Source organism: Ensifer sp. WSM1721, from assembly GCF_000513895.2.
GTDB lineage: Bacteria > Pseudomonadota > Alphaproteobacteria > Rhizobiales > Rhizobiaceae > Sinorhizobium.
Map to the genome: position 1 here is coordinate 1705770 of NZ_CP165782.1, position 16922 is coordinate 1722691.

Annotated in this window: 15 protein-coding genes; 6 read left to right on the plus strand and 9 right to left on the minus strand. The window is 62.3% G+C overall.

Features of this window, described 5'->3' with window-relative positions; genetic code table 11:
• Positions 1–10 precede the first annotated feature (10 nt).
• The 5 genes from M728_RS08345 to M728_RS08365 all read right to left on the minus strand — a co-directional run bounded on the left by M728_RS08345 (position 11) and on the right by M728_RS08365 (position 6242).
• Positions 11–901 (minus strand): MBL fold metallo-hydrolase, encoded by an 891-nt coding sequence (locus M728_RS08345; protein WP_026622124.1) that lies wholly within the window; start codon positions 899–901, stop codon positions 11–13.
• Positions 902–1060: 159 nt separating this feature from the next.
• A complete protein-coding gene (locus M728_RS08350; protein WP_026622125.1) occupies positions 1061–1882 on the minus strand; it encodes a sulfite exporter TauE/SafE family protein in 822 nt (273 codons plus the stop codon).
• Positions 1883–2101: 219 nt separating this feature from the next.
• Positions 2102–3319: an extensin family protein gene (locus M728_RS08355; protein WP_026622126.1), complete on the minus strand. Its 1218-nt coding sequence runs from the start codon at positions 3317–3319 to the stop codon at positions 2102–2104.
• 284 nt (positions 3320–3603) lie between these two features.
• Positions 3604–4110: a Kazal-type serine protease inhibitor domain-containing protein gene (locus M728_RS08360; protein ID WP_051440977.1), complete on the minus strand. Its 507-nt coding sequence runs from the start codon at positions 4108–4110 to the stop codon at positions 3604–3606.
• 317 nt (positions 4111–4427) lie between these two features.
• Positions 4428–6242, minus strand: coding sequence for a methyl-accepting chemotaxis protein (locus M728_RS08365; protein WP_026622128.1), 1815 nt, complete (start codon positions 6240–6242; stop codon positions 4428–4430).
• Between the two features lie 212 nt (positions 6243–6454).
• Here M728_RS08365 and M728_RS08370 point away from each other — a divergent pair, with 212 nt between their 5' ends.
• Positions 6455–6844, plus strand: a complete 390-nt coding sequence (locus tag M728_RS08370) for an acyl-CoA thioesterase (RefSeq protein ID WP_026622129.1) — start codon at positions 6455–6457, stop codon at positions 6842–6844.
• A 10-nt stretch (positions 6845–6854) separates the two neighbouring features.
• The gene (locus tag M728_RS08375) at positions 6855–7445 is read left to right on the plus strand and encodes a hypothetical protein (RefSeq protein ID WP_026622130.1); all 591 of its coding nucleotides are present in this window, start codon (positions 6855–6857) and stop codon (positions 7443–7445) included.
• Between the two features lie 30 nt (positions 7446–7475).
• Here the strand turns inward: M728_RS08375 and M728_RS08380 are convergent, their stop codons facing one another.
• Positions 7476–7829, minus strand: coding sequence for a DMT family protein (locus tag M728_RS08380; protein WP_026622131.1), 354 nt, complete (start codon positions 7827–7829; stop codon positions 7476–7478).
• A 244-nt stretch (positions 7830–8073) separates the two neighbouring features.
• Here M728_RS08380 and M728_RS08385 point away from each other — a divergent pair, with 244 nt between their 5' ends.
• From M728_RS08385 to uvrB, 3 genes are all read left to right on the plus strand, one after another.
• Positions 8074–8655 (plus strand): TetR/AcrR family transcriptional regulator, encoded by a 582-nt coding sequence (locus M728_RS08385; protein ID WP_026622132.1) that lies wholly within the window; start codon positions 8074–8076, stop codon positions 8653–8655.
• Between the two features lie 13 nt (positions 8656–8668).
• Positions 8669–8962, plus strand: coding sequence for a YciI family protein (locus tag M728_RS08390; protein ID WP_026622133.1), 294 nt, complete (start codon positions 8669–8671; stop codon positions 8960–8962).
• A 236-nt stretch (positions 8963–9198) separates the two neighbouring features.
• Complete coding sequence (uvrB, locus tag M728_RS08395) at positions 9199–12159, plus strand: excinuclease ABC subunit UvrB (RefSeq protein WP_026622134.1); 2961 nt, start codon at positions 9199–9201, stop codon at positions 12157–12159.
• A 59-nt stretch (positions 12160–12218) separates the two neighbouring features.
• On the opposite strand, the gene M728_RS08400 is transcribed toward uvrB, so the two are convergent.
• Positions 12219–13547, minus strand: a complete 1329-nt coding sequence (locus M728_RS08400; protein ID WP_026622135.1) for an MFS transporter — start codon at positions 13545–13547, stop codon at positions 12219–12221.
• Between the two features lie 562 nt (positions 13548–14109).
• Positions 14110–14697: a J domain-containing protein gene (locus tag M728_RS08405; protein ID WP_026622136.1), complete on the minus strand. Its 588-nt coding sequence runs from the start codon at positions 14695–14697 to the stop codon at positions 14110–14112.
• A gap of 524 nt (positions 14698–15221) precedes the next feature.
• On the opposite strand from M728_RS08405, the gene M728_RS08410 reads away from it, so the two are divergent.
• Positions 15222–15434, plus strand: coding sequence for a cold-shock protein (locus M728_RS08410; protein ID WP_026613872.1), 213 nt, complete (start codon positions 15222–15224; stop codon positions 15432–15434).
• 287 nt (positions 15435–15721) lie between these two features.
• Here M728_RS08410 and dusA read toward each other — a convergent pair whose 3' ends face one another.
• The gene (dusA, locus tag M728_RS08415; RefSeq protein WP_026622137.1) at positions 15722–16876 is read right to left on the minus strand and encodes a tRNA dihydrouridine(20/20a) synthase DusA; all 1155 of its coding nucleotides are present in this window, start codon (positions 16874–16876) and stop codon (positions 15722–15724) included.
• Between the last annotated feature and the right edge of the window lie 46 nt (positions 16877–16922).

Consider the following 16922-nt stretch of genomic DNA (forward strand, 5'->3'; position numbering starts at 1 on the left):
CCCTCTCCCCTCAGCTCCACGTCGCTCCCTTGAGCGCGTTGAGCGGAAATTTCAGATAGCGCCCGCCATTGGCCTCCGGCTCCGGAAGGCGTCCGCCGCGAATATTCACCTGCAAGGCGTGCAGGATCAGCTTCGGCATTGGCAGGGTCTTGTCGCGCGCTTCGCGCAACTCGACGAATTGCTCTTCGGTCATGCCCGCGATATGTGGATTGCAGCGCTTCTCCTCGCCAACCGTGCTCTCCCAGTGCGCCTCGCGACCGTTCGGCCGATAGTCATGGCCGGTGAAGATGCGGGTCTCGTCCGGCAGCGCAAGGATCGCATCGATCGAGCGCCATAACTGACGGGCGTCGCCACCCGGAAAGTCCGCGCGTGCGGTGCCGCTATCCGGCATGAAGATCGTGTCGTGCACGAAAGCCGCGTCACCGACGAGATAGGTGACGGAAGCGAGCGTATGACCCGGCGAGTAGATGACGCGCCCGCCGATTTCGCCAATCGAAAAGTGCTCGCCGTCGGTGAAAAGATGGTCCCATTGCGAGCCATCCGCTGCCAGTTCCGGCCAGTTGTAGATGCATTTCCAAAGCTTCTGGACGCGCACGACTTCCGATCCGATGCCGGTCGGCGCTCCGGCCTTGTCCTTCAGATAGGCGGCGGCCGAAAAATGGTCCGCATGCGGATGGGTGTCGAGGATCCATTCGACCGTCAGGTCGTTCTCCGCGATGTAATGGAGGATCAGGTCAGCTTGCACGGTCGCCGTCGCTCCCGACTTCTCGTCGAAGTCGAGCACCGGATCGATGATAGCGCAGCGCCTCGTCGATGGATCCGAAACGACATATTGGATGCTCCCCGTCCGTCCCTCATAAAAGCCCTTGACGTCTGGTCTTGCAGTGGCCGCTGCAGGCATGAGTGCCCTCCGTTCATATGATCAATATACAATTAAATATAATGTATGCTTGGTCAAACAGCCGGGCTGCGGAGCTGCATCACTTAGCCTCGCCGACCCCCATAAACTCAAGGATTATCTCACAGGTTCGACCGCCACGGGATCGAATCTTCATCCCGGCTAACCATAAAGGCTGTAGAAGAAGCGCAAGGCAATCAGGACCATGAAGATACCGAAGCCCGCCTCCAATTGGCGCCTGTCCAAGGCGTGCGCCAGGCCCACGCCGACCGGCGCGACCAAGAGCGTGATCGGAATGATCAGCGCCACGGCAATCCAGTTGATGAAGCCGGTCGATAGCGGCGGCAAGCCGGGTTCACCCCATCCGGCCCAGACATAGCCGAATAGGCCGGGTATCGAGATCAGCACGCCGACTCCGGCGGAGGTCGCCACCGCCTGGTGGATCGGCCGGTTGTGCAGCGTCATGAAGGTGTTGTTGAGCACCCCTCCGCCAATACCCATGAGACCGGAAAGGATGCCGATCGCGACGCCGACGAGCCATTTGACCGGATTCTTCGGAAGGTCGGCGCCGATGCGCCAGTTCGCACGGTTGAAGATCATCCGGCACGCGACCGCGAGCGCGATCACCGCAAAGATCAGCCGCAAGGTCTCGCTGCTGACATGGGCAGCGATCAACGAAGCGAGAATGGCGCCGAGCGGTACGGCAAGGATCCAGTTGCGCAGCAGGTCCAAATCGACCACGCCACGCCGGTAATGCGACAGAAAAGAACGGACCGAAGTCGGCACGATGATCGCAAGCGAGGTCCCGACCGACAGATGCATCCGAACCGCGTCGTCGACGCCGAGGACGCCGAAGACCTGATAAAAGACCGGCACGAGAATCGCGCCGCCGCCAATGCCGAAGAGACCGGCAAGGACGCCGGCGACAACACCGGCCGCAGCCAGCGCCAGGGCAAACATCAACAGTTCCGAAAGCGGCGGCATGGAGGATCCTGATGACGCTGGAACCCGGCAAAGGAGATTGCCGGCAGAGGCGAAGGCTTATCACTGTCACGAAACGGTGATGCTTTTCAATCAGTTTGGTGCCGGGAGCAACCCGCTCTCGCGACTTGCACGCCGGAGCCTCCCCTAAGCTCCGGTTTTTCTGGCCGGCTCTCCCCGCCGGCCTTTTTTTTGATGCGCGCGCATCCTTGAGCGACTACATCAATCGCAGTGCCGGTAACCGGACTTGCGCGTCCTCAGATCGAAATGGAAATGATCCTTATGGAACGGATCGCTGCCCGGACCCAGCACCGTATTGAAGTACTTGCAGCTATCGGTGCGCACCGCTTTTAGCAGACCGCGCTCGCGGAAGGCGAAGAAGCCCTTCCTGCGCACGTCGATTTCCTTGCCGTTCTTCAGCACGAACTTGCCTACGTCGATCGCATTGCCGCGCGCATGCTCCGACATCGGGTTGCCGCGGCGTGAGTTCATCGTTCGACAAGAATAGCCGCCGAGCGGCTTGATCGTCTTGACGCCCGACCAGTAGCGATAGCGCGAGGACGGCGCCAGCTCGTACTTGACCCATTTGGCAAAGGCTTCCGTGACCTGGCAGTTGAGTTTCACCGCGGGCTTGACGGCGATGTTCCCGGAAAGACCGCTGAGCTCGATCGGATAGTCTATGCCGCAGGAAGGCCCATTATAGATGCGTGGCACGTCCCGGAAAACGACGCCGAGCTTCCTCAGCCGCTGACGGCACGCTATCTCGGAGCCCGGCATTTCGCCGGTATATTCGGGCGCAGACAGCGGGTTGCGGGCGCGCGGCAGGAACGCGACCTGCTGCGGCTCCTGTGCGCGGCTAGCCCGCTGCGGCGCGACATGGCGTGGCTTCTTGGCCTCCTCTGCTGCTATTTGAACCGGCGTCAGCGGTGGTAGGTCTGGATCATAGCCGGGACTTGATTCGACCGGGGCGGCTTGCGAGGACCCGCCAAGCTGGCGCACGTCGTCCTCGCCGATGCCGCCAACGACTGGCTGGGTGGCATTGCCTTCGGCGATTTCGTTGGCCTGCTCCTGCGCCAATCCGACGACCGGTTCCACGCCGAGCATGGCGTCCATGTTGACGCCTTCGGGGGGAATGGTCATCGGGCCGGCACTCGCGATCTGTGGCTGCCGCACCGGTTCTCTGTCGATCATCGGCAGCCGGTTCGACTGCTCGGGAGCGGATGCCGCGGATGTTTCGCTGAGCACAGCGACCGGTTCCGCCGACGGGTAAGCGGCGACTTCCCGCTCCGGATCGGCAACCGGCGCCGATCTGATGGCGCCGACCCGCGAGCCGCTATCGATTCTGGCTGGAGGCGAAAGCACATCGGTCGTGCAGGCGACGAGCGGAATGGACAGCAGCAGAGCCGTCAAGGGCCTGTGGAGAAGAGAAACATACGCCATACTCATTGCCGCCTTCATCCAGCACCAAGCCGAAGCCCCGACGGTGCACGCCCGCCCGCGACCGAAAGTGACCGCCGGCTATGTCACAAGGCGGGCACGCGGCCGAAAAAGTCGATGTCGGAGATACTTTATGCAGACGTGGTAAATGAAGCCTTTCCAGCGAGTTACCTCATCCGGCGATCTGCTGACGGAAACCGCCCTTTTATCGACAGCCGCGACGCAAAAAAAGCCTGCGTCCCCGGGAACGCAGGCCCCATCGAGTGACTTCTGGACCGAGTGCCGGGTTACCCGCATTCGCCGGGATGGACGATGCGGAAGCCGTCCGCTCGTGCTTCGCATGCATTCGGGAACGTCCTGAGGCGGCCGCCGCGCTGTCCGCAAACGGGAGCGAATTCGCGCGAACAGAACTGCTGCTGCGGCGGACGATCGTCGCCGCGCCGGCATTCGCCCGGCGCAACGACCCGGAAACCCTCGGCGCGCGCCACGCAGGCATTCGGGAACGTCTGCCTCCGCGCACCGCGCTCACCGCAGACCGGCGCGAACTCGCGCGTGCAGGTCTGCTCCGCCGGCGGCCGGAAATCGGCCCGGCACTCACCGCGGTGCACCACCCGGAAGCCATCGGCGCGGGCATGGCAGGCATTGGGGAATGTGCGCATGCGGTTGCCGCGTTCGGCACAGACCGGTGCGTATTCCATCGTGCACATTTGCAGACCCGGCGGGCGGATGGGTCCGGGAACCGGGCGCGGCTCGTCGACGACGACGGTGCAGGCCGAAAGGAAGCCAACCGCCATTAGGACCACGGCGATCGGCCGTAGGATGAAGCGTTCGACAGACGACACAGGAATCTCCCTTTCGGATCAACTCGGTGGTTCGGGTGCTGCAACCATTGCGAGCTCGCAAAACTCGCTCCTCCCGTCGCCGTATCTGAACTCGACTGCAACGGCACGTCAAGTGCCGCGAAATGACCGTTTCCACACAACCACGGATGGGATCGACGGTAGGCCGGGCATGCTCGGAAGGCGGGCATTGGCTGGATGAGAGAGGCCCGCATCCTTTCGAACGCGGGCCTCTCCAGCGATATTCTTGATCTTTGACCTTCTAGCGCGCTTCAGGCCGCTCTGCCGAAGGCTGCGGAACCAAGCGACTCCTGCAGCCGGAACTTTTCGAGCAGCAGCTTCAATTCACGGCTTTCCTGCGCCAGCGTCTGGCTCGCCGCCGTCGTCTCCTCGACCATGGCGGCATTCTGCTGCGTCATCTGGTCCATGCTGTTGACCGCGGTGTTAACCTCCTGCAGACCAGTCGCCTGTTCGCGGGAAGCGGTCGCAATCGAGGCAACCTGCTCGTTCACCCGATTGACCAGGGTCTCGATCTCCATCAGCGCGTCGCCCGTCGACCGAACGAGTTCGACACCCGCGCCGACCTCCTTGACCGACGTGCTGATCAGTTCCTTAATTTCCTTGGCAGCGCCCGCCGAACGTTGCGCGAGCTCCCGCACTTCCTGTGCGACGACGGCAAAGCCGCGGCCGGCTTCGCCGGCCCGCGCCGCCTCGACACCGGCGTTGAGGGCCAGCAGGTTGGTCTGGAAGGCAATCTCGTCGATGACACCGATGATCTGGCTGATCCGGCTCGAAGATGCTTCGATCCGCCCCATGGCGTCGATGGCGTTGCGCACGATGCCGCCGGATTTAGCGGCACTCGCCTTCGTCTCGTTGACCATGTCCCGCGCTTCATGGGCGCGATCCGAGGCGTGACGCACGGTCGAGGTGATCTCGTCCAAGGCCGCTGCGGTTTCTTCGAGTGCCGCCGCCTGCTGCTCGGTCCGGCGGGACAGGTTGTTCGCCGCCTCGGAGATGTCGCCGGCGCTGCCATGGACGATTTCGGTCGACTGGGAGATCGCGCCGATGACGTCGCGAAGCGCGGCGACGGCCGTGTTGAAGTCGTCCTTGAGCTTGGCGTATTCCGGCGCGATCCGCACGACCTCGGCGGTGAGGTCGCCGCTCGCCAGCCGTTCGAGGGCCATGCCGATCGTCTGCATCGCCTCGGACTGAACCTGCGCAGTCGCGCGCTGACGCTCTTCGTTGCCGCGCCGTTCGGCACTCAGGCGGTCCTGCTGCTCCGCCTCTCTCGAGCGGAGCTCAACTCGCTCCTTGACCGAGTCGCGCAGGACGACGAGCACCTTCGCCATCTGACCGATCTCGTCGCCGCGATCGGTTTCCGGGACGTCGGAGGAGAGGTCCTCGTCGGCGATGGCGCGCATCGAGACTTTCAGCTTTTCGACCGGCCGCACAACGCTCCGTACGATCGCGACCGCCGCCATGAGGATCGCCAGCGCTGCCGCAGCCAGAATGCCACCCATCTGCCAAGCGCGCTCGCGGAACATCGCGGCGAGGTCGTCCGCGTAGACGCCGGTGCCGACCACCCAGCCCCAGGGTTTGAAGCCCGCGACATGCGAATATTTCAGCACCGGCTCATCGGCGCCGGGCTTCGGCCAGTAGTAATCGACGAAGCCCTGCCCCTGGGCCTGAACCGTCTTCACGAATTCGACGAAGAGAAGCTTCCCGTGCGGATCCTTGTTCTGGGAAAGGTCCTTGCCGTCGAGCTCCGGCTTGATCGGATGCATGACCATCGTCGGGTGCATGTCGTTCACCCAGAAATAGCCGCTGTCCTGGTAGCGCATCGCCTCGATCGCTTCCAGGGCACGCTTCTGCGCTTCCTCGCGCGGCAGCGTTCCCGTCGTTTCTTGGGCGTGATAGGCCTTGAACACCGTGATCGCATTTTCGTTCATCGCCGAGAGCATCGCCTTGCGCTCGGCCACCAGCTTTTCCTGCGCCTGCACTAGGCCGAATGTCAGCGCCGCCGCCATGGTCAGCAGCGCAAAGGCCACAAGCGCGTAAAGACGCGCCGAAATCGGAAATCTCTTCATTCCCTGCCCCTCCTTTTCGAGGACTGCAGGATAGAGACGGGCATTTGCAAAGCTCCTAACAAACGACCGCTAGATTTCACAGTCACCATTAACGATCGGGAAACCATAGGCGTGCCGCGCCTTGCGTCTTCAGCGCGGAATTGTCGCGATCGATCTTTTCTCGCAGGGCGCCGATGCGCTAAAGCTTGCCAAAGCAAGAAGGAGACGGCCGCATGCCTGCAGTGACCAAGCCGAACGGCGAACTGACCTTGCGCACGCTCGCCATGCCCGGCGATGCCAATGCCGCCGGCGACATCTTCGGCGGCTGGGTCATGGCGCAGATGGACCTTTCCTGCGGCATCCGGGCCGCGGAGCGGGCCAGAGGTCGCGTCGTGACGGCCGCCGTCAAGGAGATGGCTTTCGCGCTGCCGGTGAAGATCGGCGACACGCTTTGCATCTATACCGACATCGTCAAGGTCGGACGCACCTCGATGACGCTCAAGGTGGAAGCCTGGGCGCAGCGTTACCTTTCGCATGTGATGGAGAAGGTTACGGACGCCGTTTTCGTGATGGTGGCGCTCGACTCGACCGGCAAACCGACACCGGTGCCCGAGGAGGAATAGGAACCACCTCATGGACGCGTCCCAGCCCGATCCGGCGGTCTTTTCGCATATCCGCGTCGTCATGGGCATGGTGATCAGCCTCAGTCTCGCGCGGCTCCTGAGCGGCGTGGCGCTCTTCGTCCAGCATCCGGGGAAAACGAAGGTCTACTGGATCCATCTCGGATGGGTCCTGTTCATGTTCATCTTCCTCGTCCATTTCTGGTGGTGGGAGTACCACCTGCATTCGCTCGCCGTCATCGACGTCAGCGTCTACCTCTTCGTCATCCTCTATTGCTGCGTCTTCTTTTTTCTCTGCGTGCTACTCTTTCCGACATCTCTCGATGAATACAGCGGCTACGAGCATTACTTCATGTCGCGGCGCGCCTGGTTCTTCGGCTTCCTGGCGCTCGCCTTCGCCGTCGACATCGTCGACACGGCCCTGAAGGGAAGGGCTTATTTCCAGTCCTTCGGCATCGAATACCCGCTGCGCAACGCCGCCTATATCGCGCTCTGCACGGTGGCAGCCGTGACGCCGAACCGGCGCTTTCATGCCGTTTTTCTTATTGGCGCCATCCTCTATCAACTCGCCTGGATGTACCGCGCCTTCGATCTGCTCGACTAACCGAAGGATGAGGACCGGTCGTGGCCGCCCTCACCCCTTGAAGATGAACGACGCCCCGGCCGCGATCAGCGCGAAGCCGACGAGCTGGTGCCAGCCGATCGGCTCCTTCAGCCAAAAGATCGAGAAGAGGACGAAGATGGCGAGCGTGATCACCTCCTGCATCGTCTTCAATTGCGCCGCCGAATAGACCGAATGGCCGATGCGGTTGGCCGGCACGGCCAGCCAATACTCGAAGAAGGCGATGCCCCAGCTCGCGACGATGACGATATAGAGGGGCGAAGAGGTGAACTTCAGGTGCCCGTACCAGGCGAAGGTCATGAAGATGTTGGAGAGGAGCAGCAACAGGACCGGCCAGATGTAGGCGGGATTGATGGCGAAGGGCATGAAAACCTCGGGAGGAAGCGAATCATCGTTGACGACGATGCCGAGCGGAAAGGCCGCCCGCAAGAGACTTACCCGTCCACCCGACATTCCTCATTTCTGTGATGAGCACGGGGATGAAGGAACGCAGGCAACTTCCGCTCGAAAGACAGCGCTTTTCGGAACCGCCCTCGCTTGACGTTCCCGTCTTGACAGCACTAGGACGATCGTCCTAGTGCTTATGTGTCAAACAGGGCGTTGAGGGAAAATGCCAGCACAGTCAACCCGTGACCAGATTGTCGAAGAGGCGGATGCCCTCTTCTACGAGAGCGGATTCGAGGCCACGTCCTTTGCGGACATCGCCGCAGCCGTGGGCATATCGCGCGGGAATTTCTATCACCACTTCAAGACCAAGGACGACATACTCGAAGCCGTGATTGCCCGGCGAATGGAGCGGACACGCGCGATGCTCGACGGCTGGCAGGCCGAGCGCGAAGGTCCGCGCGAGCGCATCCTGTCCTTCATTCATATGCTGATCGCCAACCGAACCCAGATCATGGATTCCGGCTGCCCGGTCGGAACGCTTTGCTCTGAACTCGCCAAACTGGACCACGCCGCGCAGGGCCGCGCGACCGAAATCTTCGGCCTCTTCCGTGATTGGCTCGCCGAACAGATGCGTGCCCTTGGTGCCGTTGATCGGGCAGAGATGCTGGCGCTGCATCTTCTGGCCTGGTCGCAGGGGGTGACGGCGATGGCGACCGCCTTCAAGGATGAGGCATTCATCCGCAACGAAGTGGCCGGGATCGAACATTGGCTAGCGTCCCTGCCGGACTTTTCGCAATCCACTTGATCAAGGAGCACCGATGTTCGTCACTTTCCTGAGATTCGCAGAAAACCGTATGGCCGCGTCGGAATTCATGGCAGCGCATAACGCCTGGATCGCGCAGGGCTTCGCCGATGGCGTGTTCCTCTGCGTCGGCTCGCTTCAGCCCGCCGCAGGCGGCGCGATTCTCGCTCATGGGGAAAGTCGTGATGCGCACGATGCGCGTATCGCCGCCGATCCCTTCGTCGTGCAGGGGATCGTGACCGCCGAGACTTACGAAGTCGATCCAAAGCGCACCGTTTCCGCCCTCGATTTCGTGAAGGCGGCGGCATGAGCGCGACGATTGTTCCCGGCCCGGACAGCCGCCCTCGTTGTCGCTGGTGCGCCGCCGTGATCCTTACCACCATCCAACTCGCAAGATGAGGCTAGCGACCGTCGAACGTCTCAGCGCCAAGGGTTATCGCGGCCCATAACAGGATGCAGTAGGGTTTCCGAAAACCAAACTCACCGTTTCCCTTTTGTACTCATTCCCCCTTCACATTCGGGCTGACTCTGTCCATATTCCCCGCCATGGCCCAAAACCCGAAGAACTCCTCGAAGAAATCGTCGGCGCCCAGCGGTTTCGAAGAAGCCCCGCAGGCGCCGCTTTCCGGCACGCCGCTCTCCGGCAATGTCTCCGACTGGGTGAAGCAGCTCGAGGCGGAGGCAGAGGCGAGCACCTTCGAGAACCGGCGCGAAGTCGCCTCCAAGGCAGGCAAGCACCGCAAGAAGGTCGAGATTTCCGCGTCCAAATCCGCTCGTGGCACCTCGATGGGCGGTTCGACCGACCCTAAGACCCGCGCCGCAGCCGGGCTCAACCCGGTGGCCGGTCTCGATGTCGCGCTGGAGGATGCCGACAAGCTCACGTCGGGGTCCGGGGTAACTGCCACGGTCCAGGCGCTGGCGAAGCTGATCGAGAGCGGCAATCCGCTGTTCAAGGACGGCAAGCTCTGGACGCCGCACCGCCCGCCCCGGCCGGAAAAGTCCGAGGGCGGCATAGCGATCCGCATGCAGTCGGACTACCAACCCGCCGGCGACCAGCCGACGGCAATCGCCGATCTGGTCGACGGCCTCGGCTCCGGTGAGCGCAACCAGGTACTCCTGGGTGTTACCGGCTCGGGAAAAACCTTCACCATGGCCAAGGTGATCGAGGCGACACAGCGCCCGGCGGTGATCCTCGCGCCGAACAAGACGCTCGCTGCGCAGCTCTATTCCGAATTCAAGAACTTCTTCCCGGAGAACGCGGTCGAATATTTCGTCTCCTACTATGACTATTACCAGCCGGAAGCCTACGTTCCGCGTTCGGACACCTATATCGAGAAGGAATCCTCGATCAACGAGCAGATCGACCGCATGCGCCACTCGGCGACGCGTTCGCTGCTCGAACGCGACGACGTCATCATCGTCGCTTCGGTGTCCTGCATCTACGGTATCGGCTCGGTCGAGACCTATACGGCAATGACCTTCCAGATGAATGTCGGCGACCGGCTCGACCAGCGGCAACTCCTCGCCGACCTGGTGGCGCAGCAGTACAAACGGCGCGACATGGATTTCCAGCGCGGCTCCTTCCGCGTGCGCGGCGACACGATCGAGATCTTCCCGGCCCACCTGGAGGATGCCGCCTGGCGCATCTCCATGTTCGGCGACGAGATCGACGCGATCACCGAGTTCGACCCGCTGACCGGCCAGAAGACCGGCGACCTGAAATCGGTCAAGATCTATGCCAATTCGCACTATGTGACGCCGCGGCCGACGCTGAACGCCGCCATCAAGGCGATCAAGGAGGAACTGGGCCAGCGCCTCGCCGAGCTGGAACGCGCCGGCCGCCTGCTGGAAGCGCAGCGGCTGGAACAGCGCACGCGCTACGACCTCGAAATGCTCGAGGCCACCGGCTCCTGCCAGGGCATCGAGAACTATTCGCGCTATCTGACCGGACGCAGGCCGGGCGAGCCGCCGCCGACGCTGTTCGAATATATCCCCGACAATGCGCTGATCTTCATCGACGAGAGCCACGTCACCATTCCGCAGATCGGCGGTATGTATCGCGGCGACTTCCGCCGCAAGGCGACGCTCGCCGAGTACGGCTTTCGCCTGCCCTCCTGCATGGACAACCGGCCGCTGCGCTTCGAGGAATGGGACGCGATGCGCCCGGACACGATCGCCGTCTCGGCCACGCCCGGCGCCTGGGAAATGGAGCAGTCCGGCGGCGTCTTCGCCGAGCAGGTGATCCGCCCGACCGGCCTCATCGACCCGCCGGTCGAGGTGCGCCCGGCGAAGACGCAGGTCGACGATGTGCTCGGCGAGATCCGGGCGACGGCCGCCGCCGGCTACCGCACCCTCGTCACCGTGCTCACCAAGCGCATGGCCGAGGACCTGACCGAATATCTGCACGAACAGGGTGTCCGCGTCCGTTACATGCACTCGGACATCGATACGCTGGAGCGCATCGAGATCATCCGCGATCTCCGCCTCGGCGCCTTCGACGTGCTGGTCGGCATCAACCTGCTGCGCGAAGGTCTCGACATTCCCGAATGCGGCTTCGTCGCAATCCTCGATGCCGACAAGGAAGGCTTCCTGCGTTCGGAGACCTCGCTGATCCAGACGATCGGCCGCGCCGCCCGCAACGTCGACGGCAAGGTCATCCTCTATGCCGACACGATCACCGGCTCGATGCAGCGGGCGATGGACGAAACCGGCCGCCGCCGCGAGAAGCAGATGGCCTATAATGCCGAGCACGGCATCACGCCGGAATCGGTGAAGGCGAAGATTTCCGACATCCTCGACTCGGTCTACGAGCGCGACCACGTCCGCGCCGACATCTCCGGCGTCTCGGGCAAGGGTTTTGCTGGAGCCGGCCACCTCGTCGGCAACAATCTGCAGGCGCATCTCAACGCGCTGGAAAAACAGATGCGCGATGCCGCCGCCGACCTCGACTTCGAAACCGCCGCGCGGCTCCGCGACGAGATCAAGCGCCTCAAGGCCGCAGAGTTGGCGGTGCTCGACGATCCGATGGCGCGCGAAGAAGCGAAATCGCAAGAGGTCCGCAAGGGCGCGGCAAGCACGACAGGCTCCCTCCCCCCTGTGGGGAGGGTTGGGGAGGGGAAAAGCGGCGACACCCCTCCCGGCCGTGCGGACCACCCTCCCCACAAGGGGGAGGGAAAGACCGCCGGCTACTTCGCCAAGCCCTCGCTTGACGACATGGGACCAGGCACCGACACCGAACGGCCCCTCTTCCGCAAGCCCGACCTCGACGAAATGGGCCGCGACGTGGCGATCCCCGCCGGGCGCAAGTCGAGTGAAGGATCGCTATTCCGCAAGAACACCCTCGACGAGATGACCGTGGGCAGGACCGAGAAGCCGGTGCCAGCCAAGACCCCGGAAAAGCCGATCCTCACCCGCGCCAAGCCGGGCGTCGGCTCCTATGAGGACCCGGCGGAAGAGAAGCGACGCACGGGGCGGACCAAGGGCAAGACGGGGCGGCCGGGCCGGTGATGGGCACGGCCGCAAGCGCGCGCCACCCTGTCGGAAGAGCGCGCGCATCGGCGGCTTGCTTACGTTCCCGGTCTAGGCTGGATCGGCTCCCATATGCTTACACGGCGCGTCTCGGGCATCAGCAATAGGCCCAGCACGAAGCACACGGCAGGAACCACGATCGGATAGATCAGTGCGTAGCCGATACTTCCGGTCGCCGCGAAGCCTGCCGAGGTGACAAACGGCACCAACCCGCCGCCCCAACCATTGCCGATGTGATACGGCACCGATACGGACGTGTACCGTATCCGGCCGGGGAAGTATTCCGCCAGGAAGGCACCGACGGGCCCATAGACCATCCCGACATAGCAGACGAGGATGAAGATGATGAAGATCGCTACCGGATAGTTGATATTGTCGGGCTGCGTGACCGTTCCGAGCCACAGATAAAGCGGATAGTAGGTGACCGCCGCCAGCAACATGCCTCCGAGGATCACCGGCTTGCGGCCGATGATGTCGGACAGCCACCCGAAGAAGATCAAGCTCGGCGTGGCAATGAGCAGGGCGGCTCCCACGATATAAGCCGAGGTCAGAGCGTCCACCTTGGAAACCTGCTGCAGGAAGTACAACGCCCAGAACTGACCACTGTACCAGACCACGCCCTGCCCGATCAGCACGATTGTGGCAATTCCAACATACTTGATGTTGGAGCTGAGGAAGGCCTCCCTCCACGGATTTTGGGTCATCTGCCCCCTGGCCTTTATCTCCTGAAAGATCGGTGTCTCCTGGAGTTGGAGCCGGATGTAGATAGCGATGCCCACTAGGAGGAAGGACACCAGGAACGGCACGCGCCACGCCCACGCGTCGAAAGCTTCATTGCCGAAATAGGTGCGCGTCGCGATGATCACCGCCAGCGACACCACGATCCCGAGCGTCGGAGAGGTCTGAAGCCAGCCGGTGTAGTAGCCGCGGCGTTCATCGGGGACATGCTCGGCGACGTAGGTAATGGCGCCGCCATACTCGCCGCCCAGGCACAAGCCCTGGATCATCCGCAAGCCGAAGAGAAGGAACGCAGCGGTCAGACCGATCGACTGGTAGGTCGGGATCAGGCCGATCGCGCCGGTGCCCAGCCCCATTCCGCTGAGCGTTAGGAGGAACGTATATTTGCGGCCGACCCGGTCGCCCATCCAGCCGAAGAGGAATGCTCCCAGTGGACGGATCAGGAATCCTGCCGTGAACAGCGCGATTGTACTCAGCAGAGCTGCGACCGGATTTGATTGTTCAAAGAACTTGACCGAGAGAACTGCGGCCAAGCTTCCAAAAATATAGAAGTCATACCATTCGATGATGTTTCCGACCGACGCGGCAACGATCACGCGGCGGAAATCCGTCGGGACTTGAACAGGCATGTTGCTTCCTCCCGTTTCAAGGACATGGTTCCCGGAACTTTCAGGATCTTAACACACAACTAGTCTAATCAAAAAACAAGCTTTGCTCGGGGAAGTTATGTGCACTGAAGTAGCGGCTTGTCGCTCAATTCAGAGCCGACATTGTGGAGTTTTACTACGTCAATAGAACGCAATATCGGATCTGCAAAGGAATGCCGCGAGCCTTTGCCCAGTGCAAATTTCCCTAAGCGAGTTCTGCCTCTCCTTCAGCGCGTTCTGCCCCAGCGATCGACCAATCGCAGAAGACCTCAAGCTGGGCAGCAAGGACGGGCCAAGCCCAATCTCCACACTTGTGGGCCTTGGGGATGTCCGGCAGGACAGCGGCGGGTAACCCCACCTCGACTGCCGGCTAGTTCCAGGTCGAATGCGGTAGGCAGAAAGGTATCGGCCAGATTACAGGCGAGTAAGTAGCGCGATCGCGACAATACAACGTTTGCCTGCGATGGCCGGCTTTTCACCGAAATGTTAGGTTTTTGGGCGCACCGCTGCAGTTCGGCAAAGGAGACGCATGAACAAGGCAAGCCTACTCCGCCGCGCGCGCCTCTACCTCCAGCGGCTCCATCTCGTACGAATAACCCTCGAGCATCTGATACGCCTCCTCGATCGCCTCGATCTGCGCCTCGGCATTCTTGATCGCGTCGCTGATCGACTGGCTGCGGGCGCGCAGCATCGAGCCGAGCACGTCCGTCTCCGGCCGCCGGCCGAGGCGGTCGAGGTGTTTGCGGACGCGGGAGCGGTGGCGTTCCAGTTCGAGGATGTGGAAGCGGGTTTTGACGATGTCGTCGGAGAGTTTTCGCCTCATCGCCGCGACAGGGTCGAAGCTGCCGGGCTCGCGCAGGTCGAGAATGAAGTCGTTGACGAGCGTCTCCAGCATCATCAGGCCTTTGAGCTGTTTGGGATCGACGAGTTGCGGGTCGTAGCCGGTGTCGTCATAGACCTTGCGGCGCACCGGGTCCTTCAGGAGGTCGTAGGCCGCCTGCAGCTTTCCGAACTCTTCCGCGTCGCCGCCGCGGTCGGGGTGCGCGGTCTTCACTGCGCGGCGGTAGGCCGTGCGGATTGCCCGCTCGTCGGCGTCGCGCTCAATTCCAAGGAGGGCATAGGGATCGATCACGCCGGCACCCGTTCTTCGTCAAATATTCGTCTCGGTCCAGACCTACCGGTTTGCCGCGTGAGCAGCAAGCCTGTGTCGACAGGAAGGAGCGCGCCACGCTCATCTCAGCGTCGGGACGAAAATGTGTTCGAAACGAGGCAATCCACGCCATTTGTCGGCCGCAGGCGCTTCGCCGGACGGCGCCAACAGCCGCCGCCGCAATGCGTTGCAGCGTTCTGCCGTCAGTAGAACTCTTCCCTTGCCTTTTCCCCGAAATGCTGTCACTCCTACCACCGTTCGGGCGTTTTCAATCCCGGAGACTGGACTTTCGTTTGAGCCCGGCTTGGCGCCGGGACAGCCGCAAGCGGCATCGTTGACGTCTTTTCCCCGATATTCGTGACCACTCGACGCCTTTCAGCATTTTGCTGAAGACGACAGGTTCGTTTCCCTTCGGGGGCACGAACACACTACCTAAAGCAGCCGAAGCGTGATACTGAAGCGCGAGGTTGCGGCAAATGACAGACTGAAGGAAAAGGACTTCTTCCATGGCCACCAAGGGCATCGTAAAATTCTTCAACCAAGACAAGGGCTTTGGTTTCATCACGCCGGACGGCGGCGCGAAGGACGTTTTCGTCCACATTTCGGCCGTTCAGGCAGCCGGCCTCACCACCCTGAAGGACGGCCAGCAGGTCAGCTTCGACACCGAGCCGGACCGCATGGGCAAGGGCCCGAAGGCCGTCAACCTCCAGGCAATCTAAGCCGGACGTTAGACGCAGGATTTGAAGGACGGCGCTTCGCAAGAGGCGCCGTTTTTGTGGCGCGTGGTTGCCAAACGCCACGCGGTCTCCTCAATCCAGGCTTCCCCCTGCTCCCTCATTCCTGTGCTCGTCACAGGAATCCAGCGCGCCCAAGTCCTTGGGCGCGGAGATAATTCTTGGAAGCCTTCACACCTGGATCGGAGTCATTCACAGCGCCGACGCGCTGTTGCTCGATTCCTGTGACGAGCACAGGAATGAGGGAAGCAGCGGCAGGGAGCCGCCGCCCCCTACTCCGCCGCCTGTCGCACGGTAACCGCCTCGAAAACTGCCCCAAAGGCAGCGTGGATCACGTCCGGGCCGGCGCCCTTACGAGTGGCATCGGCGGAGAGTATCTGGCGGTAGCGCCGCGCGCCCGGCCAGCCCTGGAACAGCCCGACCATGTGGCGGGTAATGTGGATCAGCCGACCGCCATTCTCAATATGACGAGCGGCGTATTCCGCCATGACGTCGCGAATGCCGGCCCAGAATTCGAGCGACAGACGATGGTGGCGATCGGAAAAGGCGCCCGGCTCGATCGGTGCGGGCGCGGCGCCCGTCAGCGGGTGGGCGAAATAGCCGTCTGCCGCCGTCAAAAGGCCGCTGTCGTGATAGGCGGCGCGGCCGAGCATGACGCCATCGAGAGCGCGTTCGTTCTTGTCTCCCGCCATGGAGCTCGTCTCAGCATTGGCGGCAAATTGCGGCCCGAGATGCGAAAATGCCTGATTCAGCGTCTGAAGACCGCCGTTCAGACCAATGAAAAGATTCGGATTTTCCGCTTTCAAACGATGCACGAGACCATAGTCGAGCGGCGGGATCTCGCGGTTCTCACGCGGCGACAAGCCCTGCAGCCAGGCCTTGCGGGCATGCACCCAGATAGCGTCGACGCCGGCCGCCTTGACGCCGCCGACGAGGTCGCGCAGCGCCACCTCCGGATCCTGATCGTCGACGCCGATGCGGCATTTGACTGTGACGGGAATCGTGACCGTCGCCTTCATCGCCGCAACGCATTCGGCGACCAGCGCCGGCTCCTGCATCAGGCAAGCGCCGAAAGTGCCGGACTGCACCCGGTCGGACGGGCAGCCGACATTCATGTTGATCTCGTCATAGCCGAAATCTTCGGCGATCCGCGCCGCTTGCGCCATCTTCGCCGGATCGTTGCCGCCGAGCTGCAGCGCGACCGGATGCTCCGAGGAGTCATGGCCGAGCAGTTTCTCCCGATTGCCGCGCAGGATCGCGTCGGCGACGATCATCTCGGTATAGAGCAACGCATGGCGCGAAAGCTGCCGCGCGAAGAAACGATAGTGCCTATCGGTCCAATCGATCATCGGCGCCACGGCGAAAACAGGTCCCTTGAAGTACCTGCTCTTTCCCGCGTTTTCAGCCGTTTGCGCCTTTTCCTTCATGTCTCGTTAGCTCTCGTTTGATCCCTTTTTGCCCGTATATGCTGTG

Bases quoted from the DNA above. Each gene is read 5' to 3' on its own strand.
- M728_RS08345 (WP_026622124.1), bottom strand. From the start codon at position 901: ATGCCTGCAGCGGCCACTGCAAGACCAGACGTCAAGGGCTTTTATGAG.
- M728_RS08350 (WP_026622125.1), bottom strand. From the start codon at position 1,882: ATGCCGCCGCTTTCGGAACTGTTGATGTTTGCCCTGGCGCTGGCTGCG.
- M728_RS08355 (WP_026622126.1), bottom strand. From the start codon at position 3,319: ATGGCGTATGTTTCTCTTCTCCACAGGCCCTTGACGGCTCTGCTGCTG.
- M728_RS08360 (WP_051440977.1), bottom strand. From the start codon at position 4,110: ATGGCGGTTGGCTTCCTTTCGGCCTGCACCGTCGTCGTCGACGAGCCG.
- M728_RS08365 (WP_026622128.1), bottom strand. From the start codon at position 6,242: ATGAAGAGATTTCCGATTTCGGCGCGTCTTTACGCGCTTGTGGCCTTT.
- M728_RS08370 (WP_026622129.1), top strand. From the start codon at position 6,455: ATGCCTGCAGTGACCAAGCCGAACGGCGAACTGACCTTGCGCACGCTC.
- M728_RS08375 (WP_026622130.1), top strand. From the start codon at position 6,855: ATGGACGCGTCCCAGCCCGATCCGGCGGTCTTTTCGCATATCCGCGTC.
- M728_RS08380 (WP_026622131.1), bottom strand. From the start codon at position 7,829: ATGCCCTTCGCCATCAATCCCGCCTACATCTGGCCGGTCCTGTTGCTG.
- M728_RS08385 (WP_026622132.1), top strand. From the start codon at position 8,074: ATGCCAGCACAGTCAACCCGTGACCAGATTGTCGAAGAGGCGGATGCC.
- M728_RS08390 (WP_026622133.1), top strand. From the start codon at position 8,669: ATGTTCGTCACTTTCCTGAGATTCGCAGAAAACCGTATGGCCGCGTCG.
- uvrB (WP_026622134.1), top strand. From the start codon at position 9,199: ATGGCCCAAAACCCGAAGAACTCCTCGAAGAAATCGTCGGCGCCCAGC.
- M728_RS08400 (WP_026622135.1), bottom strand. From the start codon at position 13,547: ATGCCTGTTCAAGTCCCGACGGATTTCCGCCGCGTGATCGTTGCCGCG.
- M728_RS08410 (WP_026613872.1), top strand. From the start codon at position 15,222: ATGGCCACCAAGGGCATCGTAAAATTCTTCAACCAAGACAAGGGCTTT.
- dusA (WP_026622137.1), bottom strand. From the start codon at position 16,876: ATGAAGGAAAAGGCGCAAACGGCTGAAAACGCGGGAAAGAGCAGGTAC.